Annotated in this window: 21 protein-coding genes and 1 other annotated feature (1 of these 22 only partly in view); of the genes, 9 read left to right on the top strand and 12 right to left on the bottom strand. The window is 64.8% G+C overall.

Translation table 11 applies throughout. The features are described from left to right. Positions 1-101 precede the first annotated feature (101 nt). From rpoB to ACESY8_RS02140, 5 genes are all read left to right on the top strand, one after another. Positions 102-3,809, top strand: coding sequence for a DNA-directed RNA polymerase subunit beta (gene rpoB / locus ACESY8_RS02120; RefSeq protein WP_055269917.1), 3,708 nt, complete (start codon positions 102-104; stop codon positions 3,807-3,809). A gap of 22 nt (positions 3,810-3,831) precedes the next feature. Further along, positions 3,832-7,605 carry a DNA-directed RNA polymerase subunit beta' gene (rpoC, locus tag ACESY8_RS02125; protein WP_009259266.1) on the top strand — a complete coding sequence of 1,258 codons (3,774 nt, stop codon included), beginning with the start codon at positions 3,832-3,834 and terminating at the stop codon, positions 7,603-7,605. Positions 7,606-7,667: 62 nt separating this feature from the next. After that, positions 7,668-9,005, top strand: coding sequence for a glycosyltransferase 87 family protein (locus tag ACESY8_RS02130; protein ID WP_054338516.1), 1,338 nt, complete (start codon positions 7,668-7,670; stop codon positions 9,003-9,005). Positions 9,006-9,144: 139 nt separating this feature from the next. Continuing rightward, complete coding sequence (locus ACESY8_RS02135) at positions 9,145-9,435, top strand: hypothetical protein (RefSeq protein WP_007495862.1); 291 nt, start codon at positions 9,145-9,147, stop codon at positions 9,433-9,435. Positions 9,436-9,509: 74 nt separating this feature from the next. Then, positions 9,510-10,427 carry a C40 family peptidase gene (locus ACESY8_RS02140; protein ID WP_009259268.1) on the top strand — a complete coding sequence of 306 codons (918 nt, stop codon included), beginning with the start codon at positions 9,510-9,512 and terminating at the stop codon, positions 10,425-10,427. 429 nt (positions 10,428-10,856) lie between these two features. On the opposite strand, the gene ACESY8_RS02145 is transcribed toward ACESY8_RS02140, so the two are convergent. Further along, on the bottom strand, positions 10,857-11,273 hold the full coding sequence (locus tag ACESY8_RS02145) for a hypothetical protein (protein WP_009259269.1): 417 nt from the start codon (positions 11,271-11,273) through the stop codon (positions 10,857-10,859). Between the two features lie 215 nt (positions 11,274-11,488). Between ACESY8_RS02145 and ACESY8_RS02150 the strand changes: the two genes are divergently transcribed. Together ACESY8_RS02150 and ACESY8_RS02155 are read left to right on the top strand one after the other, a co-directional pair. Beyond that, on the top strand, positions 11,489-11,989 hold the full coding sequence (locus tag ACESY8_RS02150; protein ID WP_021630901.1) for a flavodoxin family protein: 501 nt from the start codon (positions 11,489-11,491) through the stop codon (positions 11,987-11,989). Continuing rightward, the gene (locus tag ACESY8_RS02155) at positions 11,983-12,594 is read left to right on the top strand and encodes a hypothetical protein (protein WP_195383787.1); all 612 of its coding nucleotides are present in this window, start codon (positions 11,983-11,985) and stop codon (positions 12,592-12,594) included. The genes ACESY8_RS02150 and ACESY8_RS02155 overlap by 7 nt, the downstream gene beginning before the upstream one ends. Here ACESY8_RS02155 and ACESY8_RS02160 read toward each other — a convergent pair. Further along, positions 12,591-13,472, bottom strand: coding sequence for an SPL family radical SAM protein (locus ACESY8_RS02160; protein WP_054338515.1), 882 nt, complete (start codon positions 13,470-13,472; stop codon positions 12,591-12,593). The two genes, ACESY8_RS02155 and ACESY8_RS02160, sit on opposite strands and share 4 nt — an antisense overlap. Positions 13,473-13,534: 62 nt before the next feature. On the opposite strand from ACESY8_RS02160, the gene ACESY8_RS02165 reads away from it, so the two are divergent. Then, positions 13,535-14,752: a dicarboxylate/amino acid:cation symporter gene (locus tag ACESY8_RS02165; RefSeq protein ID WP_434307927.1), complete on the top strand. Its 1,218-nt coding sequence runs from the start codon at positions 13,535-13,537 to the stop codon at positions 14,750-14,752. Positions 14,753-14,765: 13 nt separating this feature from the next. Here the strand turns inward: ACESY8_RS02165 and ACESY8_RS02170 are convergent, their stop codons facing one another. The 5 genes from ACESY8_RS02170 to ACESY8_RS02190 form a co-directional block, all read right to left on the bottom strand. Beyond that, the gene (locus tag ACESY8_RS02170; protein ID WP_054338514.1) at positions 14,766-16,571 is read right to left on the bottom strand and encodes a copper amine oxidase N-terminal domain-containing protein; all 1,806 of its coding nucleotides are present in this window, start codon (positions 16,569-16,571) and stop codon (positions 14,766-14,768) included. 2 nt (positions 16,572-16,573) lie between these two features. After that, positions 16,574-18,391, bottom strand: coding sequence for a copper amine oxidase N-terminal domain-containing protein (locus ACESY8_RS02175; protein WP_243427665.1), 1,818 nt, complete (start codon positions 18,389-18,391; stop codon positions 16,574-16,576). A 36-nt stretch (positions 18,392-18,427) separates the two neighbouring features. Then, complete coding sequence (locus tag ACESY8_RS02180) at positions 18,428-18,838, bottom strand: GtrA family protein (RefSeq protein WP_226907624.1); 411 nt, start codon at positions 18,836-18,838, stop codon at positions 18,428-18,430. Further along, complete coding sequence (locus tag ACESY8_RS02185) at positions 18,819-19,787, bottom strand: glycosyltransferase family 2 protein (RefSeq protein WP_044941899.1); 969 nt, start codon at positions 19,785-19,787, stop codon at positions 18,819-18,821. Before ACESY8_RS02185 ends, ACESY8_RS02180 begins: the two co-directional genes overlap by 20 nt. 70 nt (positions 19,788-19,857) lie before the next feature. Beyond that, positions 19,858-20,052 carry a helix-turn-helix domain-containing protein gene (locus tag ACESY8_RS02190; protein ID WP_021630908.1) on the bottom strand — a complete coding sequence of 65 codons (195 nt, stop codon included), beginning with the start codon at positions 20,050-20,052 and terminating at the stop codon, positions 19,858-19,860. A 122-nt stretch (positions 20,053-20,174) separates the two neighbouring features. Between ACESY8_RS02190 and ACESY8_RS02195 the strand changes: the two genes are divergently transcribed. Beyond that, positions 20,175-20,453, top strand: coding sequence for a hypothetical protein (locus ACESY8_RS02195; RefSeq protein ID WP_054338513.1), 279 nt, complete (start codon positions 20,175-20,177; stop codon positions 20,451-20,453). Between the two features lie 409 nt (positions 20,454-20,862). Here the strand turns inward: ACESY8_RS02195 and ACESY8_RS02200 are convergent, their stop codons facing one another. The 5 genes from ACESY8_RS02200 to ACESY8_RS02220 form a co-directional block, all read right to left on the bottom strand. Then, the gene (locus ACESY8_RS02200) at positions 20,863-21,570 is read right to left on the bottom strand and encodes a sigma-70 family RNA polymerase sigma factor (RefSeq protein WP_007495881.1); all 708 of its coding nucleotides are present in this window, start codon (positions 21,568-21,570) and stop codon (positions 20,863-20,865) included. Then, a complete protein-coding gene (spoIIAB, locus tag ACESY8_RS02205; protein ID WP_009259275.1) occupies positions 21,567-22,010 on the bottom strand; it encodes an anti-sigma F factor in 444 nt (147 codons plus the stop codon). Before spoIIAB ends, ACESY8_RS02200 begins: the two co-directional genes overlap by 4 nt. Positions 22,011-22,027: 17 nt before the next feature. Continuing rightward, the gene (locus ACESY8_RS02210; RefSeq protein WP_007495883.1) at positions 22,028-22,333 is read right to left on the bottom strand and encodes an STAS domain-containing protein; all 306 of its coding nucleotides are present in this window, start codon (positions 22,331-22,333) and stop codon (positions 22,028-22,030) included. A 96-nt stretch (positions 22,334-22,429) separates the two neighbouring features. Beyond that, a complete protein-coding gene (locus ACESY8_RS02215) occupies positions 22,430-23,182 on the bottom strand; it encodes a hypothetical protein (RefSeq protein WP_087360190.1) in 753 nt (250 codons plus the stop codon). A gap of 158 nt (positions 23,183-23,340) precedes the next feature. Beyond that, positions 23,341-25,992: a valine--tRNA ligase gene (locus tag ACESY8_RS02220; RefSeq protein ID WP_369847969.1), complete on the bottom strand. Its 2,652-nt coding sequence runs from the start codon at positions 25,990-25,992 to the stop codon at positions 23,341-23,343. Between the two features lie 51 nt (positions 25,993-26,043). Beyond that, positions 26,044-26,105 (bottom strand) — a binding site (T-box leader); it runs 153 nt beyond the window's last position.

Below are 26,105 nucleotides of genomic sequence, written 5' to 3' on the forward strand. Positions count from 1 at the left end.
CGCCGCGCTTTGTCGGGTTTGACGGAAGACAGCCGATGGAAACCGGAGAGCGCTGCCGCCCAACGCTCCCCAAACAAAGAAAACGAGGTGTTTTTTCTACGATGGTCAAGGACGTCTACTACGGCAAGACCCTCCGCAAGAGCTTTGCCCGCCATGAAGAAATCCTGGACATGCCCAACCTCCTGGAGGTGCAGAAGAACTCCTATCAGTGGTTCCTGGACACGGGACTGCGGGAGGTCTTCAAGGATGTGGCCTCGATCACCGACTACGCGGGCAACCTGGAGCTCTCCTTCATCGACTACTCCATGGATGAGCCCCCCAAGTACAGCGTGGAGGAGTGCAAGGCCCGGGACGCCACGTACGCCGCGCCCATCAAGGTGCGGGTGCGCCTGCGCAACAAGGAGACCGAGGAGATCAAGGAGCAGGAGATCTTCATGGGCGACTTCCCCCTGATGACCAAGGCCGGCACCTTCGTCATCAACGGCGCCGAGCGCGTCATCGTCTCCCAGATCGTCCGCTCCCCCGGCATCTATTACTCCCACACCGAGGACAAGGCCGGCGGCATCACCTACGCCACCACCGTCATCCCCTACCGGGGCGCCTGGCTGGAGTATGAGACCGACCTGAACGACGCCTTCTACGTGCGCATCGACAAGAACCGCAAGCTGCCCATCACCTGCCTGATCCGTGCGGTGGGCCCCAAGACCGACCCCGAGATCCTCGAGCTGTTCGGTGAGGATCCCCGCATCGTTGCCACCCTGGAGAAGGACGCCTGCAAAACCTATGAGGACGCGCTGCTGGAGATCTACCGCAAGCTGCGCCCCGGCGAGCCCCCCACGGTGGACTCCGCCGAGAGCCTGCTCAACGCCCTGTTCTTCGACCCCCGGCGCTACGACCTGTCCGCCGTGGGCCGCTACAAGTTCAACAAGAAGCTGTCGATCTGGACCCGCCTGGTGAATCAGACCCTGGCCGCCCCCGTGGCCGACCCCATGACCGGCGAGATCATCGCCGAGCCCGGCGAGGTGCTCACCCGTGAGCGGGCCCACGAGCTGGACGACAAGGGCGTCAACGAGGTTGTACTGGAGCTCGACGGCGTGCAGATCAAAGTATTCTCCAATCACATGGTGGATATGTCCAAGTTCGTGGACTTTGATCCGGAGGAGTGCGGCGTCAGTGAGAAGGTACGCTTCACCGTGCTCCAGGAGCTGCTCCAGAATTACACCGGCGAGGAGCTCAAGGAGGCCGTGAAGGAGCGCATCGACGACCTCATTCCCAAGCACATCATCGTGGACGACATCATGGCGTCCATCAACTACCTCAACTGCCTGGCCCACGGGGTGGGCTCCGCCGACGACATCGACCACCTGGGCAACCGCCGCCTGCGCTGCGTGGGCGAGCTGCTCCAGAACCAGTTCCGCATCGGCTTCTCCCGCATGGAGCGGGTGATCCGGGAGCGCATGACCATCCAGGATCTGGACATCGTCACCCCCCAGAGCCTCATCAACATCCGCCCCGTCACCGCCGCCATTAAGGAGTTCTTCGGCTCCTCCCCCCTGAGCCAGTTCATGGACCAGACCAACCCCCTGGCCGAGCTGACCCACAAGCGCCGTATGTCCGCCCTGGGCCCCGGCGGCCTGTCCCGTGACCGCGCCTCCTTCGACGTGCGCGACGTCCACTACTCCCACTACGGCCGCCTCTGCCCCATCGAGACTCCCGAAGGTCCCAACATCGGCCTGATCTCCTATCTGGCCTCCTATGCCCGCATCAACCGCTACGGCTTCATCGAGGCCCCCTACCGCAAGGTGGATAAAGCCACCGGCCACGTCACCGACCAGGTGGACTATATGACCGCCGACGTGGAGGACCAGTACACCATCGCCCAGGCCACCGAGCCGCTGGACGAGAACGGCTGCCTGGTGCACGACCGTATCACCTGCCGCCACCGCAACGAGATCATCGACGTGGACCGGGACCAGGTGGACTATATGGACATCTCCCCCAAGATGATGTTCTCCATCGCCACCGCCCAGATCCCCTTCCTGGAGAACGACGACGCCAACCGCGCCCTGATGGGCGCCAACATGCAGCGTCAGGCCGTGCCCCTGCTGACCACCCAGGCTCCCATCGTGGCCACCGGCCAGGAGCACAAGAACTGCATCGACTCCGAGGTGGCCATCCTGGCCGAGGACGACGGCGTGGTCACCAGGGTGGCCGCCGACTCCGTCTCCGTCCGCTACGACGACGGCCGCGTGGAGGACTACCGGCTCACCAAGTACCTGCGCTCCAACCACGGCACCTGCATCAACCAGCGTCCCATCGTGGACGCCGGCCAGCGGGTGGAGAAGGGCGAGGTCATTGTGGACGGCCCCTCCACCAACAACGGCGAGATCGCCCTGGGCAAGAACATCCTCATGGGCTTCATGACCTGGGAGGGCTACAACTACGAGGACGCCATCCTGCTCAACGAGCGCATGGTGAAGGAGGATGTGTTCACCTCCATCCACATCGAGGAGTACGAGACCGAGAGCCGCGACACCAAGCTGGGCCCCGAGGAGATCACCCGTGACATCCCCAACGTGGGCGAGGACGCCCTGAAGGATCTGGACGAGCGGGGCATCATCCGCGTAGGCGCCGAGGTGCGCGCCGGCGACATTCTGGTTGGCAAGGTCACCCCCAAGGGCGAGACCGACCTCACCGCTGAGGAGCGGCTGCTCCGCGCCATCTTCGGAGAGAAGGCCCGCGAGGTGCGCGACACCTCCCTGAAGGTGCCCCACGGCGAGAGCGGCATCATCGTGGACGTGAAGGTGTTCACCCGCGAGGCGGGCGACGAGCTCTCCCCCGGCGTGAACATGGTGGTGCGCGTCTACATCGCCCAGAAGCGCAAGATCTCCGTGGGCGACAAGATGGCCGGCCGCCACGGCAACAAGGGCGTCGTGTCCCGCATCCTGCCCCAGGAGGATATGCCCTTCCTGCCCGACGGCACCCCCCTGGACATCGTGCTGAACCCCCTGGGCGTGCCCTCCCGTATGAACATCGGCCAGGTGCTGGAGGTCCACCTGGGCTACGCGGCCAAGACCCTGGGCTGGAAGGTGGCCACCCCCGTCTTCAACGGCGCCGACGAGAAGGACATCGCCGAGACCCTGAAGATGGCCGGCCTGCGCCCCGACGGCAAGAGCTGGCTGTACGACGGCCGCACCGGCGAGCGGTTTGACAACCCCGTCACCGTGGGCTACGTCTACTTCCTCAAGCTCCACCACCTGGTGGACGACAAGATCCACGCCCGCTCCACCGGCCCCTACTCCCTGGTCACCCAGCAGCCCCTGGGCGGCAAGGCCCAGTTTGGCGGCCAGCGCTTCGGCGAGATGGAGGTGTGGGCCCTGGAGGCCTACGGCGCGGCCTACACCCTGCAGGAGATCCTCACCGTCAAGTCCGACGATGTCACCGGCCGCGTGCGCACCTACGAGTCCATCGTCAAGGGCCACAACGTGCCCAAGCCCGGCGTGCCCGAGTCCTTCAAGGTCCTGGTCAAGGAGCTGCAGTCTCTGTGCCTGGACATCAAGGTGCTGGACGACCAGGGCGCGGAGATCGAGCTGAAGGACGACGACGAGGACAACTACCAGCCCGGCAAGTTCCGCGACGAGGACGACGACTACTACGGCTACGACGCCGGCGGGGAGTCCGACTTCGCCGCCGCGGGCTACACCCTCAAGGAGGGCAGCGACGACGACGACCTGGCCGCCGCGGACGCAGAGGAGCTGGACGACAGCGACGACTTCTCGGATGACTATTCCGATGAGGATATGGACTAATTAAGGGAGGACGAGCAAAGATATGAGTTACGCTGAATTCGACGCCATCCAGATCGGCATCGCCTCCCCGGAGCAGATCCGCGAGTGGTCCTACGGCGAGGTCAAGAAGCCGGAGACCATCAACTACCGCACCCTCAAGCCGGAGCGGGACGGTCTGTTCTGCGAGCGGATCTTTGGCCCCACCAAGGACTGGGAGTGCCACTGCGGCAAGTACAAAAAGATCCGCTACAAGGGCAAGATCTGCGACCGCTGCGGCGTGGAGGTCACCCGTGCCAAGGTGCGCCGTGAGCGCATGGGCCACATCGAGCTGGCCGCCCCGGTGAGCCACATCTGGTATTTCAAGGGCATCCCCTCCCGCATGGGCCTGCTGCTGGACATCAGCCCCCGTATTCTGGAGAAGGTGCTCTACTTCGCCAGCTATATTGTCACTGACCCCGGCTTCTCCCCCCTGGCCAAGAACCAGATCCTCTCCGAGAAGGAGTACCGCGACATGCGGGAGAAGTACGAGGACGACTTCGAGGCCGGCATGGGCGCCGAGGCCGTGAAGAAGCTGCTCCAGGACATTGATCTGGAGGAGCTGTCCAACCAGCTCCGCGCCGAGCTGAAGGACGCCTCCGGCCAGAAGAAGGCCCGCATTGTCAAGCGCCTGGAGGTGGTGGACGCCTTCCGTATCTCCGGCAACAAGCCCGAGTGGATGATCATCGACGTGCTGCCGGTGATCCCCCCCGAGCTGCGCCCCATGGTGCAGCTGGACGGCGGCCGCTTCGCCACCTCCGATCTGAACGACCTGTACCGCAGGGTGATCAACCGCAACAACCGCCTGAAGCGTTTGATCCAGCTCAACGCCCCCGACATCATCGTGCGCAACGAGAAGCGGATGCTCCAGGAGGCGGTGGACGCCCTCATCGACAATGGCCGCCGGGGCCGCGCCGTCACCGGCGCCAACAACCGCGCCCTCAAGAGCCTGTCCGACATGCTCAAGGGCAAGCAGGGCCGCTTCCGCCAGAACCTGCTGGGCAAGCGCGTAGACTACTCCGGCCGTTCCGTCATCGTGGTCGGCCCCGAGCTGAAGATCTACCAGTGCGGCCTGCCCAAGGAGATGGCCATCGAGCTCTTCCGCCCCTTCGTGATGAAAAAGCTTGTGGAGGACGGCCTGGCCAACAACATTAAGTCCGCCAAGAAGATGGTGGACAAGGGCAAGGCCGAGGTGTGGGACGCCCTGGAGTTTGTCATCAAGGACCACCCCGTCATGCTCAACCGCGCCCCCACCCTGCACCGCCTGGGCATTCAGGCCTTCGAGCCCGTGCTCGTGGAGGGCCGCGCCATCAAGCTGCACCCCCTGGTGTGTACCGCCTTCAACGCCGACTTCGACGGCGACCAGATGGCTGTCCACGTGCCCCTGTCCGCCGAGGCCCAGACCGAGGCCCGGGTGCTCATGCTCTCGGCCAACAACCTGCTGCGGCCCCAGGACGGCGGCCCCGTCACCGTGCCCACCCAGGACATGGTGCTCGGCTCCTACTACCTGACCTATGAGAAGTATCCCGAGCACACCGCCGAGGAGACCTATGACGACGTGGCGGCGGTGAAGGCCGCCCTGGCCGCGGGCGCCATCACCCCCGACTCCTATGTCTGGGTGAAGAACCCCGGCTCCCTGGATGATATTCCCACCTATGCCGGCATCTGCGCCGAGACCGAGGACGGCGCGCTGCCCCGCGAGGTACTCCACGTCTTCTCCAACGACATCGAGGCCCGCCTGGCCTACGACGAGGGCGAGCTGGAGCTCCACGTGCCCATCCTGGTCCGCCGGGAGGCGGAGGTGGACGGCGTCGTCCGCCACAAGCTGGTGCGCACCACCGTGGGACGCCTGCTCTTCAACGAGGGCATCCCCCAGGATCTGGGCTTCGTGGACCGCAGCGATCCCGAGCAGATGTTCGACCCCGAGGTCAACTTCATCGTCGGCAAGAAGCAGCTTGGCAAGATCATCGACAAGTGCATCGTCAAGCACGGCTTCACCGTGTCCGCCCATGTGCTGGATACCATCAAGAACCGGGGCTACAAGTTCTCCACCCGCGGCTCCCTCACCGTCTCCATCTACGACATGACCATCCCCGAGAAGAAGTACGGCCTGATCGCCGATACCGAGAAGGAGATCGTCAAGATCGAGCGGCAGTACAAGCGCGGCTTCCTCACCAATGAGGAGCGTTACCGCCTGGTGGTCGAAGCCTGGGAAAAGACCACCAAGGACGTGACCGACGCCCTGATGGCCGGCCTGGACCGCTACAACCCCATCTGGATGATGGCGGACTCCGGCGCCCGTGGTTCCTCCGCCCAGATCCGCCAGTTGGCCGGCATGCGCGGCCTGATGGCCGACACCTCCGGCCGCACCATCGAGATCCCCATCAAGTCCAACTTCCGTGAGGGCCTGTCCGTGCTGGAGTACTTCATCTCCTCCAGAGGCGCCCGAAAGGGCATGGCCGACACGGCCCTGCGTACCGCCGACTCGGGTTACCTGACCCGCCGTCTGGTGGACGTGTCCCAGGAGGTCATCATCCGCGAGCACGACTGCGGCACCGACGACGGCATCACCGTCAGCGAGATCGTGGAGAACGGCCAGGTCATTGAGACCTTCGGCGAGCGGCTCAAGGGCCGTTATCCGGTGGAGGATATCTGCGATCCCCAGACCGGCGAGGTGCTCATTGATCACCACACCATGATGACCGCCGACCACGCCAAGCTGCTGGAGGACCACGGCATCCACTCCGTGAAGATCCGCAGCGTGCTCACCTGCCGCGCCCGCAGTGGCGTTTGTTCCAAGTGCTATGGCATCAACCTGGCCATCGGCGAGCCCGTGGGTGAGGGCGAGGCCGTGGGCATCATCGCCGCCCAGTCCATCGGCGAGCCGGGCACCCAGCTCACCATGCGTACCTTCCACACCGGCGGCGTCGCCGGCGGCGACATCACCCAGGGTCTTCCCCGTGTTGAGGAGCTGTTCGAGTCCCGCAAGCCCAAGAAGATGGCCCAGTTGGCCGAGATCAGCGGCCGGGTCACTCTGGAGGAGGCCAAGCGCAACGCCATCTGCAACGTCACCATCACCGCCAACGACGGCGAGGTGGTCTCCTACGCCCTGCCCTACGCGGGCCTGCGGGTGAAGGACGGCGACACTGTGGAGAAGGGCTTCGCCCTCACCGAGGGTGCCCTCTACCCCCAGGACGTCCTCCGGGTGCGCGGTGTCCACGCCGTGTACGACTACCTCATCCAGGAGGTTCAGAAGCCCTACCGCCAGCAGGGCGTTGACATCAACGACAAGCACATCGAGGTCATCTGCCGCCAGATGATGCGCAAGGTGCGGGTGGAGGACGCGGGCGATTCCGATCTGCTCAGCGGTTCCACCGTCGATCTCATCCGCTTTGAGGATGCCAAGGAGGCCGTGCAGAAGCGCATCGACGCCGGCGAGACCAACGACGGCCTCGAGCTCAAGCTGCCCACCTGCACCCGCCTGCTGATGGGCATCACCAAGGCCTCTCTGGCCACCGACTCCTTCCTGTCCGCCGCCTCCTTCCAGGAGACCACCAAGGTGCTCACCGAGGCCGCTATTCAGGGCAAGGTGGACCACCTGCTGGGCCTGAAGGAGAACGTCATCATCGGCAAGCTGATTCCCGCCGGCTCCGGCCTGTCCGTCTACCGCAAGTACGACAAGGTGGACGACGAGGGCACCGCCCAGAGCGGCGAGGAGGCGGTTCCCGAGGAAGAGGCCCCCGCCGAGGCGGCGGTCCTCTCCGAGTCCGCTGAAGTCTGATCCCACTGTGAAAGGCCCGGGGCACCCCATTGCCCCGGGCCTTTTTTCGACAGGAGGTGCCTATGAACGTCTTTTCCCTCTCCTGGGCCGCAGCGGGACTGGCCCTGCTGGGCCTGAGCCTGTTTCCCGCCGGCTCCCTTGCCCTGGGCGGAGCGCCCGCTCATCTGGCCGTCTTTCTGCTCCTGCTGGCCCTGGCCGCCCTGGCGCTGCGGCTGCTCCGCCGGGAGGGCCTGGACCGTCCCCGGCTGCTGGACGCCCTGCTGCCCATTGGGCTGGCCTTCTTCCTCCGGGCCCTGCTGCTAGACTACCAGTCCGCCGATTACCAGATGTTCCTCTCCCAATGGGCCGCGGCCTTCCGGGATGGGGGCGGCTTCGCGGCCGTGAAGCTGCCGATCGGCAACTATAACGCGCCCTACCTCTATTTTCTTGCCGCCATCTCCTATCTGCCCATACCCGACCTGTACCTCATCAAGCTCTTCTCCATTCTGTTTGACGTGGTGCTGGCCTGGGGCGGCTTCCGGCTGGTGCGGCATTTCGCGCCGGAGAGCCCGAACCGCCCCCTGCTCTGCTTCTGCCTGCTTCTGCTGCTGCCTACGGTGATACTCAACGGCGCGTTCTGGGGGCAGTGCGACGCCCTGTACGGCGCCCTCACCCTCCACGCCCTGGCCTGCGCGCTGGAGGGGCGAAACCGAAGCTCTTTGCTCCTGCTGGGGATCGCCTTCTCCTTTAAACTACAGACCGTCTTTGTGCTCCCCCTGTGGGGCGGGCTGTGGCTGCTCCGGCGGGTGCGCTTCCGGGAGCTGTTGTGGTTTCCGGCGGCCTATGCCGCCACCTGTGTGCCCGCGCTGCTGCTGGGCAAGCCCCTGGGGGACATCCTGGGGGTCTATTTTGGGCAGGCCGCCGAGTACTCCGGCTATCTGAACCTGAATGCCCCCAATATGTACGCCCTGATTCCCCACGGCGCGGAGGTGAACACTGCCCTCGCCGCCCGCCTGGGCATCCTGGCCGCCTTCGCCCTCGCTGCGGCCGTGCTGGCCGCCCTGCTGGTTTTCCGCCGCCAGGCGGACGACCGGGCTCTTCTGGCCGCCGCGGTTGTCCTGGCCATCGGCGTGCCCTTCCTGCTGCCCCACATGCATGAGCGCTACTTCTTCCTGGCCGACGTGCTGGCTCTGGCCTGGACCTGCGCGTTCCCCCGCTCCGCCCCCTGCGCCCTGCTGGTGGAGCTGGCCTCCCTGGGCGCCTATGTGGTGGTCCTGCGGGGGAAATTTACCCTGGCGGTCTCCCTGGATGGCCGCCTGTTCCCCATGCTGTGCGAGGCCCTGCTCATGCTGGCCGGCCTGGCCTTTGCGGTCCTCTCCCTCGCCCGCCGACTCGCCTTCCCTCAAAAATCCAGAGAGTAACAGCCTGTCCCCTACCATCTGGCATGCCGGTACAAATTTCCTGTGAAATCAGCAGGAAAGCAGTTGACGAGCTGGAAACAATGTGTTACAATTTGGTTACAGTTTTTAAGAATAGTTACAATTCTCAAAGGAGGTCAAAATGGCAGCTCAGAATATTCCCCTGACCTACAAGGGCCACCCCCTCCGCCGGAAGGACAGCCTGATCTACTACGGCAGCATGGCCCAGAAATATATCATCATGCTCCAGATTCTCTCCCAGAAGAAGGATCAGGATCTGGACGTGGCGACCAAGGTTTCCGTTCAGCTTCAGCTCACCGACCCGGATCTGAAGAGCCGGGACCGGGTGGTTAAGAAAACTGAGAAAGACAGCCTCTACGCCGCCATGGACGTGGCGTCCGTCTGGCTGGAGCGCGCGCTCGCCAACCCGTAATCCCGCCTTACACCCGAGAAGCCAAAGCCCCGCCCTCCGGGCGGGTATTACTTTGAAACTGGAGGAATCGACCCATGATACAGCCTGCCAAGCTCCTGCGCACCGCGCTTGTAACCGCCGTCCTCTCCACCGTCTGCGTGGTGAGCGCCTCCGCCGCCAGCGTCGGCGTGGGCACCGTCAACACCGACGCACTCCGCCTCCGCGACGAGGCCAGCACCTCCGCCACCGTACTGGGTACCGCCTCCAAGGGCGACACCGTGGTGGTTCTGGAGGACGCGGGCAACGGCTGGTACAAGGTGGACTACAAGTCCGTGGAGGGCTATATGTCCGGCGAGTACCTGAACGTGTCCGCCAAGGCGGATGTCACCATCGGTTACGGCCTGGTTCAGTCCCAGGGTTCTCCCCTGAATGTGCGCAGCGGCCCCGGCACCAGCTACGGTAAGGTCACCTCCCTCAACAACGGCGCGGTGGTCAACATCGTGGGTATCGACAACGGCTGGTACAAGATCTCTACCAATGGCGTCACCGGCTATGTCAGCAGCGATTACATGGTCACCTGCAAGGACTCCGCCGGTTCCCGCGGCGACGGCGCCACCGCCGTAGCCACCGCCTCCAGCAGCAGCCTGGGCCAGCAGGTGGTGGACTACGCCAAGCAGTATCTCGGCTGCCCCTATGTTTACGGCGGCAACGGCCCCAGCAGCTTTGACTGCTCCGGCTACACCAGCTATGTGTACCGCCACTTCGGCTACACCCTGAACCGCACCGCCTCCACTCAGCTCTCCAATGGCACCTCTGTTTCCAAGAGTGAGCTGCAGCCCGGCGACCTGGTGTTCTTCAAGTACAACACCAGCAAGGCCGCCTCTCATGTGGGCATCTATATCGGCGGCGGGCAGTTCATCCACGCCTCTACCAATACATACACCGTCAAGATTGACGATCTTACCCGCGGCCACTACGCCAACGTCTACGTGGGCGCCCGCCGCATCCTGTGATTTTGCCTGGCAGGCGAATCCGGTCTGAGTTGAAAACGAGCGACCACGGCTCTGCCGTGCACGCTCGTTTTATGTTTTCGTATACGATGCAGTTTTAGGAGGGATTTTCAAATGGATCTGGCCTTTCTGGAGGAAACCAAGTTCTGTCTCCCGGCGCGCCGGAGCTGCCGGAATCCCTCGCCGGCCTTCCCATCGCCCTGCCCCACGCTCCCCGCCCTGTTCGGCACCTGGTGGAGAAATCCGTCCCCCTCTCCGTGGGGAGGGTATGCGCCTTCTCCTTTGCCGCTCCCCGCGGCGGCCTCGCCCTGTGCAATATCAATGCCGTCACCCTTTCTTTGCAGACAATCGCCGTATACTGCATTAGGGGTTGATGTTGTCCAGTCACAGGAACAGGGCCCCCCGGATGGCGGGCCCTGTCGGGTCAGATGCTTATTCCTGGGGCTTGTCGTCGTCGGAGAATACCTCCTCGGGAGCCACCTCGTGATCGCAGCAGCCGCAGCCGCCGTCCACCGGCTCCTCAGGGGGCACGTCGGTCTCCACGTGGGGGATGTCCGCGTCGGACACATTGCCCTCAGCCTTCAGCTCGGCGATGCGGTTCTTGTTCTCCTCAATGTTGACCTTGGCGGCGGTGATGCGCTCACACAGGGCCACGTAGGCCGCCTCAGGGGCCATGCCCCGCTCGGCATAGTATAGCTTGCCGATCTCCACATACGCCTTCTTGATGGCGTCCTCCTCGCTGGCGTTGTTCAGGGACAGCTTGGTGATCTCCGCAAGCTGCTTGGACTTGGCCACGCCGGCCCGGCCCAGATCCATTGCACGATCCTTCAGTTCATCCAAAAAAGCCATATTAAAAACCTCCTTACGGTGCGGCTTGTTGGGTTGCTGGCCTTATTCTACCCCGTTTTGCCCCGGTGCGCAAGGGGACGCGCCGGGATTTTAGCCAATTTTAACCGATCCTATAGCGGAGCTTAAATTTTGCGGCCTTTTCTTGCCCTTTGGCCCGCACTGTGATAAAATCATATCATTTCACTGGGGGAATTCTCCCCCGGAAAGGAGCACCCATGAAACTGTTGATGACGGACCGTCCCGTGTCCGCCGCTCTCCCCCAGGATGCCGCCGCCGTGGATCTCTCCGCCCTCCGCATCGCAAACTGCGTGGGCTGCTTCGGCTGCTGGACCAAAACGCCTGGCCGCTGCGTCATCCGGGACGACGCGGTACGGGTATATCCCCTCATCGCCCGGAGCGAGCAGGTACTCTATGTCAGCCGGGTCAAATACGGCTCCTACGCGCCGGTAATGAAGACCATGCTGGAGCGGGCCATCCCGGTGCAGCAGGCCTTTCTCCGCATCCACAACGGCGAGACTCACCACGTTCAGCGCGCCGTGGTCCCCAAGGACGCGGTGATCCTGGCCTACGGGGCGGACCGGGCGGAGGAGCGCGCCCTGTTCACCCGGCTGGTGGAGCGCAACGCCCACAACATGTCCTTCCGCAGCCACCGCGTCCGCTTTGTGGCCGAGGGGGAGCTGGAGGCCGCCGTGGGAGAGGAGGTGGCCCGGTGGTGAAGCTTCTGATCGTAAACGGCAGCCCCCGCGCCCCCCGCTCCAATTCCAGGCGCTATGCCGAGCTGTTTCAGGCCCGCTGGAAGGGGGAGGCCCGCTATGAGGCCCTGACCGCAAAGAATCACGCCGAGCTGGCGGCGGCCGCGGCGGAGTGCACCGACCTGCTGCTGGTCTTCCCCCTCTATGCCGACGGCCTTCCCGCCCCTCTCCTGCGCTTTTTGGAGTTCCTGGAGGGGGCCGGGCCGGAGCACAGGCCGCGCATCAGCGTACTGATCAACTGCGGCTTTCTGGAGCCACACCAGAACGATGTAGCGGTGGACATGGTGCGCCTCTTCTGCCTGGAGAACGGCTATCCCTTCGGCGCATGCCTCAAAATCGGCGGCGGGGAGGCCATCCTGGGCACCCCCTTCGCCTTCCTGGTCAGGCGGAGCATCAGGGCGCTGGCCAGGGCCGTCGCCGCCGGACGGTCCGCCGAGCTGGCGGTCACCATGCCCCTGTCCCCCCGCTCCTTTGTGCGGGCCTCCACACGCTACTGGACGCAGATGGGCGCCGCCAACGGCTGTACGCCGGAACAGATGGCGTCCATGGACATTGAGCCGCAGCCTTAGAAAAAGGTGAGCTGCCGCTCCCCGTAGCCGCGCTGATAGGCGGCGGTGATGTCCCGCATCCGGCACAGCAGGCCCAGGGCGCGGCACCGCTCCTCCAGGGCAGCCCACAGGGCCTTTGCCCGTGGGCTGGGGCACTCGTAGCGGGGTCCGTACTGCCGCCGGTAGCGTTCCGCCAGGCCGGGAAAGCCTTTTTCCAATGCCTGATAGTAATATTCCCGCTGTTGATCACGGAGCGTCATACCGAACGCGGGGTAGACAAACCGGGCCCCCGCCTCCGCCGCGGCCTCCACCACGGCCCGCAGGTTTTCCACATTGTCCTCCAAAAAGGGGAGAACCGGCATGAGCAGCACGCCAGCAAACACCCCCGCCTCCGCCAGCCGGGCCACCGCCTCCAGCCGCCGGGCGGGGCTGGGAGCGTTCGGCTCCACCCGGGCGGCCAGGGCGGCATCGGTGGTGGTGACGGTCACCTTGCACAGCACCGGCACGTGCTCCCTCATGCAGCGCAGCACGTCTATGTCCCGGGTAATCCCGTCCCCCTTGGTGGCGATGGCCGCCCCGAAGCCGTAGGCGTCCAGCAGCTCCAGGGCGTGGCGGGTGAGCTGGAGCTCCCCTTCGAAGGGGTTGTAAGGGTCACTCATGGAGCCCATGCCCACAATGCCGGGGCGCACCTTCCGCCGCAGCTCGTCCCTCAGGAGCGCCAGGGCGTTCTCCTTGGCCCGCACCCGGCCGAAATCCTCGATACCGTAGCAGGCGCTGCGGCTGTCGCAGTAGATGCAGCCGTGGCAGCAGCCCCGGTACAGGTTCATGGTGTAGTCGGTGCCGAACCAGGCGGTGCTCCTGTTGCGGCTTAAGATCTGCTTGGCGGGAATGTACTCCATGGCCGTTCCTCCGTATGGTTTTCCCCCCGCCTCCATATCCTAGTGGGGAATGGAGGTGGAGCATGAGACGCAAGCTGCCCCTTTCGCTCCGGATCCTGCTGGGCCTGGGGCTGGGCGTGCTGGCCGGGCTGGCGCTCCAGGATGCCCCAGAGTTTGCCGCGGCCTGGATTCAGCCCTTCGGCACCCTGTTTCTCAATCTGGTAAAGATGCTGGTGGTCCCCCTGGTGTTCTGCTCCCTGACGGCGGGGGTGGGCGGTCTGGGGGACGCCCGGCACATGGGCCGGGTCGGCGGCCGCACCCTCCTGTTCTACCTGTGCACCACCGCGCTGGCGGTGGCCCTGGGCCTGCTGGCGGCCAACCTGTTTCCGGTGGGGCGGGAGCTGGGTTATCCGCTCCCCGCCGCCCGGGAGGAGGCCCCCTCTTTCTCTCTGGCGGACACCCTGCTGGGGATTGTCCCCACCAACCCCATCCAGGCTCTGGCCGAGGGCAATATGCTGCAGATCCTCTTTTTCGCCCTGGCCCTCGGGTGGGCGGCCCTGACCATCGGAGAGAAGGGCGCGCCCCTGCTGCGGGCCTTCGGCAGTCTGGCGGAGGCCATGTACGCCCTCACAGAGCGGACCATGGTACTGGCGCCGGTGGCCGTATTCGCCCTGATCGCCCCGGTGGTGGCCGCGGAGGGGCCCAGAGTGCTCTCCTCCCTCCTGGGAGTGGCCGTCCTGGTCTACGGGGCCTGTCTGGTGCAGCTTCTGTTGGTCTACGGAGGAGCCGTGGGCGCCCTGGCAAGGCGCAGCCCCCGGCGTTTCTTCCGGGAGGCCCTGCCCGCCGTGGTCTTCGCCTTCTCGTCGGCCAGCTCCGCCGGGGCCCTTCCCTTCTCGCTGGAGGCCGCCGAGCGCCTGGGCGTCCCCGCCGGGGTGCGCTCCTTCGTGCTCCCCCTGGGTGCCACCCTCAACATGGACGGCACCGCCATCTACCAGGGGGTGTGCGCCCTGTTCATCGCCAATGCCTACGGTATCCCCCTGGCGCTCCCCCAGCAGCTCACCATCATCCTCACCTGCACCCTGGCCTCCGTCGGAACCGCCGGAGTACCCGGCGCAGGGGCCGTCATGCTGGGCATGGTGCTCCAGTCCGTGGGCCTGCCGGTGGAGGGGGTGGCATTGGTCCTGGGCATCGACCGGGTGCTGGACATGGCGCGCACCGCCGTCAACGTAGCGGGCGACCTCGCCTGCGCCGTTGTAGTGTCCGCCGCCGAACCTCCGGTTGAAAAGGGGCCTCCCGCCTGAGGGAGGCCCTTTTTTACGTCTGTTCGGGGGTGGTAATCCAGAGGGTGTTTTCCTCCGCGTCCCACACGTCCTCCAGCCCCGCGGCGTCCACCATAAAGCGCACCGGGACATAGAGCTTCCACCCCACCAGCTCAGGCGGCACCGCCATGGAGACCGGGCCGCGCCCGGACACCTGGCCCTGGGTGCTGCCCACCCGGACGGTGATGGCCTGCGTCCCATTTTTGCACACCGCCGTCCCGGTGGCCGCATCGTAGGAGAAGTCATAATATCCCATCCAGACCGCCAGCTCCCGCATCGGGGCCATGGTGCACCCTGCTGTGCTGCGCAGGGGCATATCGGTCAGGGAGAAATATTCCCCGTCCAGAGCCACATAGGTGGGAAACTCGCCGAAGCATGCGGCGCAGAGCCCCCGGACCTCCTCCGAGTCCACTGCCAGAACGTCATCCGTCCCCACACCAGTTACCACCGTGCCGCCCCCTGAATGGAGTTCCACCCCCGTGGAGCTCCAGGGACACAGGGCCGTGAAATACACCCCGTCGCCGGAGGCCAGCAGCTTCCCATCCGCCACCCGGTAGACCAGCGAACCGTCGGTCTGGCCGTCCACCGGGCAATCCTTGATGCGCCATCCCAGATCTATCTGGGGGGCCGCCTCCGGCAGGACGGTCAGGCTGGTGGCCGTCCATTGCTCCCGGTCAGCGCTTTGCCAGACGGTTCCGTCCACCAGCGCATAGCACACCCCGTCCACACAGGCCACGTTCTCCACCGGTGCGCCGAAGTCGTGCTCCCCCGTCCGGTGGAAGCTGCGATCCAAGAAAATGACCTTGTTGTTGTTCGGGCTGAACCGGTCTGCGCCGGTACCCATCATCCCCCGGCCGGTGACAGACTGACACATAAGATAGCCGTCCCCTGTCCAGCGGAAGGTATAGTCCACCCAGGCCGTTCCAACGCCCTCGGCGGGGTCAAAGCCCAGGTCGGCCTCCACCCATCCGGCGGTACAGGCCCCTGCAAAACGGCTGCCCCTGTAGTCATAGTAGTACAGCGAACCGTCGTACGGGCTGTAGTAGACCACGGCTCCTCCCCCGGTCTCGGACAGGCGCATCATGTCCGGGGTCAGCTTGGTCTCCAGCGGCAGCCAGGAGTAGCCGTCTGTGGAGACCGCCAGCCCAAAGGGGCCGTTGTTTCCGGGCTGCTCCCGGATAAGATAGCTGGTCACCTCCACGGGCTTACGCTGATTCTCCTGCTTGTACCAGGCCGTGCCGCTGTAGTAGACGCCGCCCTCCCGGCCCGGCTCCCAGTCGGTCCGGGTGAAGGCGTGCTCCACCCCGTCCACGGTGGCGTAGTAGGTGCCCCCCGCGTACCGGATATCGGTGACCGGGCCGTCAAACGCCTTGGCGCCGATGATACAGAAGTCCTCGTCCAAAAGGGTGACCCAGTTGTTGCGGGGACTGTCCCCATATTGCTGGTGGGTGTCCTCCCGGGGATCGTCCAGCAGACTCTGGCGCATCATGTACTCACTGCCCGTCCACAGAAACTGGAACTCCTTGTGGGCCAGTCCGTTTACACCGGTGCCGTAGGCCCAGCCAGCACTCGCCCACTGGCGATCCAGCTCCGTCCACGTCACCCCATCTGCGGAGCGGTACACGCCGCCTATGATGGTGTAGTACAGCACATAGTCCCTTCCGGTCTCGCACACCACCGGGCCCGCCATGGCCCCCAGGGGGCCGTCCCAATTGGGCCGCCCCGCCGCCAGCGCGGGAGTGACTAGGGTGAGAACCAACGCCAGGGCGGCAGCCAGCGCCGAAATTGCACGCCGTCTCATGTTTACCCCTCCTGAATTGCTGTGGTGAGGTAGAAGGTCTGCCCCGCCGCATCCCAGGTCACATCCGCCCCCGCCGCCTCGGCAAAGAATCGGACGGGTACACAGAATATGCCACCGCGCAGCTCGGCGGGCACCGCCAGCCAGTTGGTGGTCTTGCCGTTGACGGTGGCCTGGGTGCTGCCCGCACGCACAGAAATGGTGTCCGTCCCCCGGGCGCATACCGCCGTCCTGGAAGAGCCGTCATAGTCAAAGGTATAGCCCAGAGCCTGGGCCAGCGGCCGCAGAGGGGCCATCGTGCAGCCGCTCACCTGATAGAGGGAGATGGGGAAGGTCACCGGCTTGCCGTCTACCGTGACCCGCAACTCTTTGGAGAACTTCGCCGCCATTTGGGCGGCCGTAAACACCTGAACGTCCTCTGTCCGGCCGCCGGCATCCACCAATTCTACGGCATAGACGCTCTCCCCACGCCGCAGGATAGCCCGCAGGCCCTCAGAGGGGGCGGTAAACAGGGGGACAAACTGGCTGCTGCCCGCCGGGGCCGCCTCTACCTGGGTTCCAGTTACACGGAGGGTATAGGGAGCCGCCGCCGGGGCCGCCGGAATGGAGGTCAGCGTAGTGGCCGTCCAGTGCGTCCGGTCGGCGGAGGAGTAGACCGTCCCGCCGGCCTGGGCGTAATAGACTCCGTCCGCCCAGCCCACACCGGTGACATTGGCTCCGAAGTCGTGAGAGCCGATGAGCTGGAAATTCTCATCCGCAAAGCACACCCTGGTGTTCCAGGCGCTGGTCCAGTCCCCCCGGGCGCCATGGGGGCCGTAAGGCTCCTCCACCGTGCGGCAGGAGATGTACTCCGTCCCCGTCCAAAGGAAGGTGTAGTCGGCCAGTACCGCCTCCCGCTCCGGCTGGAAGGGGGTGCCCTCCAGGCTCTTCCAGGTCAGGCCGTCCTCCGAGGCGTACACCCCCGCCTGTTCCTCGCTGACCACTACAAAGCTCTTGCCGTTGTAGGGTAGCAGCCTGCCCGCCGGCATCCCCTCCGCCGTTTTCCAGGTGAGGCCGTCGGTTGTGTAAAGGTTCTCCATCCCGTCGGCGCCGGACCGGGCCTGTCCCAACAGGAGCTTCCCATTGCCCGCCACCCGCAGCAGCTCGGGCCGGAAGGCCCCGGGCTGGGCAGCGGCCAGGCGCTGCTTCAACTCCGCCGCCGGATAGGTGTGGGACGCGCCGGTCTCGTAGCCATACCGGCTGTAGACCTCCACCCGGATGCCCTGGGGCACCGGATAGGCCTGCACATCCGCCATGTCGTAGCTGGCCAGGAAGGAGGAAAAGTCCGCCGTCAGCTCCACGGCCCGCCCCTGTCCGTCCATCACCCAGAGCTCCCGGCCGCCCCGCAGGGTGAAGGTGAGGCCGTTCAGCGACGACCGGCCCCGCTGGATGGCCGGCGCGGTATCCTGCTCCTCCGGCGTGAGGGCCGTCCAGTGCACCCCGTCGGCGGAGCGCCAAGTGGGCCGCTCGCTCCCGAAGGGGCCGGCCAGGAACTGCGTCCCGTCGTACATGCCGCTGCCCAGGCTGCTCTCCGCCGCCCCGGCGGAGACCCAGCTCACCCCGTCGTCGGTGTAGACAAACTCATACCGGTCGTCCCGGTACACCGCGCCGTCTGCCGTCTGCCGATACGCTCCGTAGGTGGTGCGGACGCCCACCGTCCGCGCGCCGCTGCTGCCCAGGATGCGGATGTAGGTGTCCCCGGCCTGGTGCTCCGCCGCCAGGGCGGGAATGCCCAGGGTGAGGGCCAGCTCCAGGGCCAGTAGGATTGACAGGAACCGTTTCATGAAAACCTCCTTTTCCAGCGGCGGGGCATCCCCGCCTTACGAATTCTTCTTACGGAATGCAAAAAACCGCTGTCCGAAGTAGTTGAGGGCGGTGTAGAGCCCCATGCCCACCAGCTTGGAGAACCGCTCCCACCACACCGCCGGGACGGCAGTCAGGGGGGGCGGCCCGCCCACGATCAACCGGGCCAGGCCGTAGCCCACCACATAGCACACCGCCACGTTGACGGCGAACTTCACCGCCGAGCGGCCCAGGGTCTCCTCGCTGTGGAAGGTGAAGTGGCGGTTGAGGAAGAAGCTCATCACCGCCCCGGCCACATAGGCGATGGCGGTGGAGGGCCAGTAGCCCAGCCCCTCTAGCAGGAACATGAGGGCCATGGACAGCAGGGTGTTCCCCACCCCCACCAGCAGGAACCTGGGGATGCTCTTGTCAATCAGCTTTTTCGCCATGCGCATCCTCCAGTACCTCGCGGAGCAGGAAACGGGGGCGTCCCTTGGTCTCCAGATAGATCTTCCCGATGTACTCCCCGATGACCCCCAGGGAGAGGAGGATCAGTCCGCCGATGGCCCACACCGAGCAGATCACGCTGGCCCAGCCAATGATGGTGGCTCCCGTGGCCCAGCGGACGATGGAGTAGATCAGCATGAGGATGCTGACGGCAAAGATGAGGAAGCCCAGGCCGGTAATGTAGCGGATGGGCTTGACGGACAGGGAGGTGATGCCCTCCATGGCGAAGGAGAGCATCTTTTTCAGGGGGTATTTGCTCTCACCGGCGAACCGCTCCCCCCGCTCGTACTCCACGGTGCCGGTGCGATAGCCGATCATGGGCACGATGCCCCGCAGGAACAGGTTGACCTCCCTGAACTGGGCCAGCCCCTCCAGCGCCCGCCGTGACATGAGGCGGTAGTCGGCGTGGTTGAACACCGTCTCCGCCCCCATGAAATTCATTACCCGGTAGAAGCCCTCGGCGGTGAAGCGCTTGAAGAAGGTGTCCTTTTTCCGGGAGGAGCGCACGCCGTAGACCACGTCGCACCCGGCGTAGTACTGCTCCACCATGGCGTCCACCGCGTCAATGTCGTCCTGGAGGTCGGCGTCCATGGAGATGGCCATGTCACACCGCTCCTTTGCGGTCATCAGCCCCGCCAGCAACGCATTCTGGTGCCCCCGGTTGCGGGAGAGATCCGCCCCGCAGAACAGGGGGCACTCGCCATGCAGCCGGGTGATGAGCTCCCACGTCCGGTCCCTGGAGCCGTCATTGACAAACAGCACCCGGCTCCGCTCCGAGATTTTGCCCGCCGCCATCAGCCCTTCCAGCTTGGCCCGCAGCCGCCGGGAGGTCTCGGGAAGCACCTCTTCCTCGTTATAGCAGGGGACGACGATATACAGAATATCTGCCATCCGGTCTCCACTTCCTTGTCTTTGGTTTTGGTATCTGCCATTATACCCTCTTTGGACGAGAAAAGCCACCTTATGGTTCCCCGCTGCCAAACAGGGAAATATCCAGCACCGCACAAATGCGCATCAGCACATCCACTGAGGGCTTTTTCCGGCCACTCTCAATTTCGGCAATGAAGGGCTGGGACACCTGTACCAGCTTTGCAAGCCTTTCCTGACTCAGTCCCTTTTCCTTTCTCTTTTCCCTTATCAGAGTTCGGTAATCCATTCCAATCACTCCCTGCTCCTATTATAGCTAATAGCAATATCTTTTTCATCTATAGCTTTTAGCTATTGACTTTTTTCTTACTTTGCTATAATATAGCTATAAGCTATTTAGAAGGTGCTGATATGAATTCTTTCTTTCCTATCCTAAACTGGGCCGGGCTTCTTCTGCTAAAGGAAAAGCTGTCCCACTGCACGCCTTATCAGGAGGCAGAGCGGGACAGCCGTGCACAGTGGGCGGCGTTCAAAGCCTCCCACTCGGAGGCTTTGAACGAGGAGGTGCTGGATTTGCTTGACCGCTGCAATCTGGCTGCGGTCTGGGAGCGTGATGCCGCCTTTTGCCTGGGACTCCAGTTGGGCCTGGAGCTGGGCGGCCTTGGCCGCTTCTGGGATACGGAGCCGTAGGGGACGACACTCTAGTATGGCGCGACAGAGTAGGCCCCGCCGGAGGCATGACAAGAAATCAGTTGTCAAAAACTGCAACATGGAAGGTGCGTCAGCCCGGCACAAGACGGGCCGATGTGGGCAGAAGGTGAATTGCCCTAGAGGGGCAAGAGAGGCCGCCCTGGGGCGTCGGCCCCTACGCTAGGGGGACGCCCGCCTCAACGTATCACGGCGTAGGGGCGACCCTTGTGGTCGCCCGCGGGGGGCGGCCATAAAGGCCGCCCCTACAGGGTTGCGGAAGTGCAAGCCGATGGGCTAGGGCAAATTACGCCAAAGTGTCAAGAGAGGCTGCCCTGGGGCGTCGGCCCCTATGCTAGGGGGATGCCCGCCTCAACGTATCACGGCGTAGGTGCTCCCCTTGTGGCCGCCCCTACTCCAGCTTGCGGCGCAGGTGCTCCACGGCCTTGCGTTCGATGCGGGAGACCTGCACCTGGGAGACTCCCAGCACCTTGGCGGTCCGATCCTGGGTCATACCCCGGAAGTAGCGCAACAGGATGACCTGCCGTTCCCTCTCGGGCAGGGCGGCCACCGCTCCCCGCAGGGCCTCCCGCTCCACGATGGCCTCCTCCATGCCCTCGGTGCCCAGCACGCTCTCCAGGGTGAAGCCGTCCCCCGTCTCCATCTGGAGGGAGGCCACTGGGAGGTTTGCCTCCTCGGCGGCGGCGATCTCCTCCGGCTCCAGTCCGGTCTCCTCCGCCAGCTCGGAGAGGGCGGGCTCCCGGCCCAGGCGGGCGGACAGGCGCTCCCGGGCGGAGCGGATGGCCCCCGCCCGCTCCTTCAGTCCCCGGCTCACCTTCACCGCCCCGTCGTCCCGGAGGAAGCGGCGGATCTCCCCGGCAATCTTGGGCACGGCGTAGGTGGAGAACTGGCAGCCGAAGGCGGGGTCAAAGCCCCGCACCGCCTTCAGAAATCCCAGGCACCCGAGCTGGTACAGATCCTCCGGGTCGGTTCCCCGGCCGTAGTAGCGGCGGACGATGCTCCAGATCAGTCCGGCGTTCTCCTCGATCAGCCGGGCACAGGCGTCGTTGTCCCCTCGGCGGGCCTCCTCCAGCAGGGCGGGGGTATCCGCTACGCTCACACGGGCGCCCCCATCCGGCGGGAGACCCTGCGCCGCAGGGTGACCACGGTGCCCTTGCCGGGGGTGGAACGCACCTTCACGGCGTCCATAAAGCTCTCCATAATGGTAAAGCCCATGCCGCTGCGCTCCTCGGTTCCGGTGGTGTAGAGGGGCTGGCGGGCCTGCTCCACGTCGGCAATGCCCACCCCCCAGTCCTTGACCTGGATCTCCAGGGTGTTATCCTCAAACAGCCGCAGTCGCATGGACACCTTGCCCAGCCGGTCGGGGTAGGCGTGTACGATGCAGTTGGTCACCGCCTCGCTGACGGCGGTCTTGATGTCGTTCACCTCGTCCAGGGTGGGGTCCAGTTGGGCCGCGAAGCAGGCCGCCGCCGTGCGGGCAAAGCCCTCGTTAGCCGAGCGGCTCAGAAAGGTCACCGCGGCCTCATTGATGGGTTTCATCTTATGTAAACCTCCCGTCATTCAAATTCCATGAGCTTGTCCAGCCCTGCCGCCCGGAGCACCTTGCCCGCCTGGGCGGGGACATGGACCACCTTGACCGCGCCGCCCAGCTCTCCCAGGCGGCGGTAGGCCCGCAGCAGCACCGCGATACCCGAGCTGTCCATAAAGGTCACGCCCTCCAGATCCAGGGTGAGCGACCGGGGCAGCTCCAGGTCGATCTGGCGGCTCAGCTCCTCCATGATGGCCCTCGCCCGGTGGTGGTCCACCTCGCCGCTGATGGCGGCCCGGAGCACCCGCCCCTCGCCGGTACAAGTCACTGCCATAGCTTGTCCCTCCTTGTTGACACAAAAAAACGCAGCATACCAAAATCTGGTATACTGCGATCATAGCACAGCCGGTATGCGATTTGCGTCGATCCCTTATCGCACCATTGAAAAGGTGGTAAAAATCCACCGCTCCCCCACCTGCTCGTAGAGGAAATCGTGGGTCTCGCTCCCCACCACGGAAAATCCCTGTTGCGGGTCCAGCACCTCCACCGTCACCCGAACGGTGCACCGGCCGGGCGTACCGTCCCGGAGTACCTGGACGGTCTCTTCGCCCTTGGTGATGTCCGCGCCGCGGCCGCCGTCGATGGTGTAGAGCGCGCCGTCCAGCTCCACATACTGCGTCCCGTCCACGGGGAGCAGCTCCTCCACCAGCCCGTCGGAAAACAGGCTTTTCAAATAACCCCGCAGATCCGCCAGGGTTTTAATGCCCGGGTAGTCCACCCGGCAGTAGACCTGCTCCCCCACGGTTCTCTGGTCGTCACGGTCCAGCGGCATGGGCGCAATCTCGAACCAGCCCCAGGCCTCCTCCGCCTTCTCGTAGGCCGCCAGGATGGCCTCGTCCGCAGGCTCATCCGCCCCGGACGCGGGGGTGGAGGTTGGAGCCGGGGTCGGGGTCGGAGGTGGGACGGGTGTGGGGACGGGCTCCGCCTCCTCCGGCGTGGGGGCTGGCGTACGCAGGGGTGGGCTCGCCTCCGCCGAAGGAATGGGGCTGTCCAGGATGGTCTGGGTAGCCGGAGGCGTGGGCCGGTCTGCCGTGCCGCTGCTCTCCGCAGGGCTGGCCGGAACGCACCCCCAGCAGCCCGACAGCAGTATGACAAGAGCCAGCAACGGCATGAGTTTTTTCATGGAGCTTGGCCCCCCTTCCGTTTTTATCCTGTGTTTGATCTATTCTATCCGCTGGGGACTCATTCTACAACTACAGATGTGTTACAAAAAGCAACAAAAACGCGCGGAAAATGCCGCCTGCCGAAGAGGGCGGCGGCATTTCTCCGTTTTTATCCTGTTTACGCCATGGAAGCGGCGGATTCCTCCAGTTTGGCCAGGAGGGCCCGGAGCTTTTCAGCCCGGTCCTGCTCGGCCTCCACCACGTGGGCGGGGGCCTTGTTGACAAAGCCGGGGTTGCCCAGCTTGGCCTCCAGCTTGTCCAGCTCGGCCCGGTTCTTCTTGAGCTCCTTCTCAATGCGGGCCTTCTCCTTCTCCAGATCCACCAGCTCGGCCAGGGGCATGAACAGCCGGGCGGCGTGGGTGGTGACGGTGACCATGCCCTGGGCGGTCATGGCGTCGTCGCTGCCCGCGTCGGCCACGCCCTCCACGGTCACATCGCTGGCGTAGGCCAGGCGCTTGAGGAAGGGAATCCCCTGCTCAAAGACGGCCCGCTCCAGGGTGGAGACGGTGAGCTGCGCCTTTTTGGAGGGGGGCACGTTCATCTCGGCGCGGCGGGCGCGCACGCCCCGGATGGCGTCCATGATCAGCTCCATGGCCTTCTCCTCCTCCGGGAAGTCCAGCTCGGCCCGGTGCTGCGGCCACTGCTGGAGCATCAGGTAATCGCCGCTGTGGGGCAGGGCCTGCCAGATCTCCTCGGTGATAAAGGGCATGAAGGGGTGGAGCAGCTTGAGGGTCTCGGTGAGCACGTAGCAGAGTACCTGCTGGGCCCGGAGCTTGCTGTCCTCGTCCTCCCCCTGGAGGCGGGTCTTGGTCAGCTCGATATACCAGTCGCAGTAGGAGTCCCAGATGAAGTCGTACACCTTCTGGGCGGCCACGCCCAGCTCGTAGCGCTCCATGTTCTCCGTGACCTCGGGGATGACAGAGTTGAGCTTGGAGAGGATCCACTTGTCCTCCAGCTCCAGCCGGTCGGGCAGCTCGCACCGGTCGATGGTCAGGTTCATCATCAGGAAGCGGCTGGCGTTCCAGATCTTGTTGGCAAAGTTGCGCATGGCCTCGCACCGCTCGGTGTAGAAGCGCATGTCGTTTCCGGGGGAGTTGCCGGTGATCAGGTTGAAGCGCAGGGCGTCGGCGCCGTACTGGTCGGCCATCTCCAGGGGGTCGATGCCGTTGCCCAGGCTCTTGGACATCTTGCGGCCCTTGTCGTCCCGCACCAGGCCGTGGATAAACACGGTGTGGAAGGGGGGCTTTCCGGTGTGCTCGCAGGCGGAGAAGATCATCCGGGCCACCCAGAAGAAGATGATGTCGTAGCCAGTGACCAGCACATCGGTGGGATAGAAGTACTTGAAGTCCTCGCTGCTCTCGTCGGGCCAGCCCAGGGTGGAGAAGGGCCACAGGGCGGAGGAGAACCAGGTGTCCAGCACGTCCTCCTCCTGGTGGATGTGGGTGGAGTGGCAGTGCTGGCACTCGGTGGGATCGGTCTCGCTGACGGTCATCCCGCCGCAGTCCTCGCACGTCCAGGCGGGGATGCGGTGGCCCCACCAGAGCTGGCGGGAGATGCACCAGTCGTGGACGTTCTCCATCCAGTTGGTGTAGATCTTGGAGAAGCGGTCGGGGACGAACTTGACCTCCCCGTCGTTGACCACCCGCAGGGCCTCGCGGGCCAGGGGCTCCATCTTCACGAACCACTGGGCGGAGATGATGGGCTCCACATCGGTGCCGCAGCGGTAGCAGGTGCCCACATTGTGGGTGTGCTCCTCCACCTTCACCAGGTAGCCGCCCTCCTCCAGATCGGCCACGATGGCCTTGCGGGCCTCGTAGCGGTCCATGCCGGAGTAGCGGCCGTAGCCCTCCACCACCTTGCCGTTGTCGTCCAGCACACGGATGGACTCCAGGTTGTGGCGCAGGCCCACCTCAAAGTCGTTGGGATCGTGGGCGGGGGTCATCTTCACGCAGCCGGTGCCGAACTCCATGTCCACATAGGCGTCGGCCACGATGGGGATCTCCTTGTTCACCAGGGGCAGGATGCACTTCTTCCCCACAATGTCCCGGTAACGGCCGTCCTCGGGGTTGACCGCCACGCCGGTGTCGCCCAGCATGGTCTCCGGCCGAGTGGTGGCCACGGTCACATAGCGGCCCTCCTCCCCGGCGATGGGGTAGCGGATGTGCCATAGGTGGCCGGGCTTCTCCTTGTACTCCACCTCCGCGTCGCTCAGGGCGGTGACGCAGTGGGGGCACCAGTTGATGATGCGGCTGCCCTTGTAGATGAGGCCCTTGTTGTAGAGGGACACAAACACGTGGCGCACCGCGTTGGACAGGCCCTCGTCCATGGTGAACCGGGCGCGGCTCCAGTCACAGGAGGCGCCCAGCTTCTTCTGCTGCTCCACGATACGGTTGCCGAACTTGTGCTTCCAGTCCCACACACGCTCCAGGAACTTCTCCCGGCCCAGATCGTAGCGGGTCAGGCCCTCGCTCTTGCGCAGCTCCTCCTCCACCTTGATCTGGGTGGCGATGCCGGCGTGGTCGGTGCCGGGCACCCACAGGGCGGCATAGCCCTGCATCCGCTTGAAGCGGATCAGGATGTCCTGGAGGGTGCAGTCCATGGCGTGGCCCATGTGGAGCTGGCCGGTGACGTTGGGGGGCGGCATGACGATGGTGAAGGGGCGCTTGTCCGGGTCGCGGCGGCCCTCAAAGCAGCCGTTCTTCTCCCACATCTCATAGACGCGGCCCTCCACCTCCCGGGGTTCATAGACCTTGGGCAGTTCTTTTTTCATCTGTTACACTCCTTTTCGGGGCAAAGCAAAAGGGCCCGCCCCAAGCCTGTTGCTCAGGGCGAACCCTTAAGTCCGCGGTACCACCTGAATTCCCCCATGAAGCCATGGAGGCG

Source organism: Clostridium sp. ATCC BAA-442, from assembly GCF_964239415.1.
Taxonomy (GTDB): Bacteria; Bacillota; Clostridia; order Oscillospirales; family Oscillospiraceae; genus Flavonifractor; species Flavonifractor plautii.

Excerpts from the sequence above, each read along its gene's own strand:
- rpoB (WP_055269917.1), top strand. The coding sequence starts at position 102 with ATGGTCAAGGACGTCTACTACGGCAAGACCCTCCGCAAGAGCTTTGCC.
- rpoC (WP_009259266.1), top strand. The coding sequence starts at position 3,832 with ATGAGTTACGCTGAATTCGACGCCATCCAGATCGGCATCGCCTCCCCG.
- ACESY8_RS02130 (WP_054338516.1), top strand. The coding sequence starts at position 7,668 with ATGAACGTCTTTTCCCTCTCCTGGGCCGCAGCGGGACTGGCCCTGCTG.
- ACESY8_RS02135 (WP_007495862.1), top strand. The coding sequence starts at position 9,145 with ATGGCAGCTCAGAATATTCCCCTGACCTACAAGGGCCACCCCCTCCGC.
- ACESY8_RS02140 (WP_009259268.1), top strand. The coding sequence starts at position 9,510 with ATGATACAGCCTGCCAAGCTCCTGCGCACCGCGCTTGTAACCGCCGTC.
- ACESY8_RS02145 (WP_009259269.1), bottom strand. The coding sequence starts at position 11,273 with ATGGCTTTTTTGGATGAACTGAAGGATCGTGCAATGGATCTGGGCCGG.
- ACESY8_RS02150 (WP_021630901.1), top strand. The coding sequence starts at position 11,489 with ATGAAACTGTTGATGACGGACCGTCCCGTGTCCGCCGCTCTCCCCCAG.
- ACESY8_RS02160 (WP_054338515.1), bottom strand. The coding sequence starts at position 13,472 with ATGGAGTACATTCCCGCCAAGCAGATCTTAAGCCGCAACAGGAGCACC.
- ACESY8_RS02165 (WP_434307927.1), top strand. The coding sequence starts at position 13,535 with ATGAGACGCAAGCTGCCCCTTTCGCTCCGGATCCTGCTGGGCCTGGGG.
- ACESY8_RS02170 (WP_054338514.1), bottom strand. The coding sequence starts at position 16,571 with ATGAGACGGCGTGCAATTTCGGCGCTGGCTGCCGCCCTGGCGTTGGTT.
- ACESY8_RS02175 (WP_243427665.1), bottom strand. The coding sequence starts at position 18,391 with ATGAAACGGTTCCTGTCAATCCTACTGGCCCTGGAGCTGGCCCTCACC.
- ACESY8_RS02180 (WP_226907624.1), bottom strand. The coding sequence starts at position 18,838 with ATGGCGAAAAAGCTGATTGACAAGAGCATCCCCAGGTTCCTGCTGGTG.
- ACESY8_RS02185 (WP_044941899.1), bottom strand. The coding sequence starts at position 19,787 with ATGGCAGATATTCTGTATATCGTCGTCCCCTGCTATAACGAGGAAGAG.
- ACESY8_RS02190 (WP_021630908.1), bottom strand. The coding sequence starts at position 20,052 with ATGGATTACCGAACTCTGATAAGGGAAAAGAGAAAGGAAAAGGGACTG.
- ACESY8_RS02195 (WP_054338513.1), top strand. The coding sequence starts at position 20,175 with ATGAATTCTTTCTTTCCTATCCTAAACTGGGCCGGGCTTCTTCTGCTA.
- spoIIAB (WP_009259275.1), bottom strand. The coding sequence starts at position 22,010 with ATGAAACCCATCAATGAGGCCGCGGTGACCTTTCTGAGCCGCTCGGCT.
- ACESY8_RS02210 (WP_007495883.1), bottom strand. The coding sequence starts at position 22,333 with ATGGCAGTGACTTGTACCGGCGAGGGGCGGGTGCTCCGGGCCGCCATC.
- ACESY8_RS02215 (WP_087360190.1), bottom strand. The coding sequence starts at position 23,182 with ATGAAAAAACTCATGCCGTTGCTGGCTCTTGTCATACTGCTGTCGGGC.
- ACESY8_RS02220 (WP_369847969.1), bottom strand. The coding sequence starts at position 25,992 with ATGAAAAAAGAACTGCCCAAGGTCTATGAACCCCGGGAGGTGGAGGGC.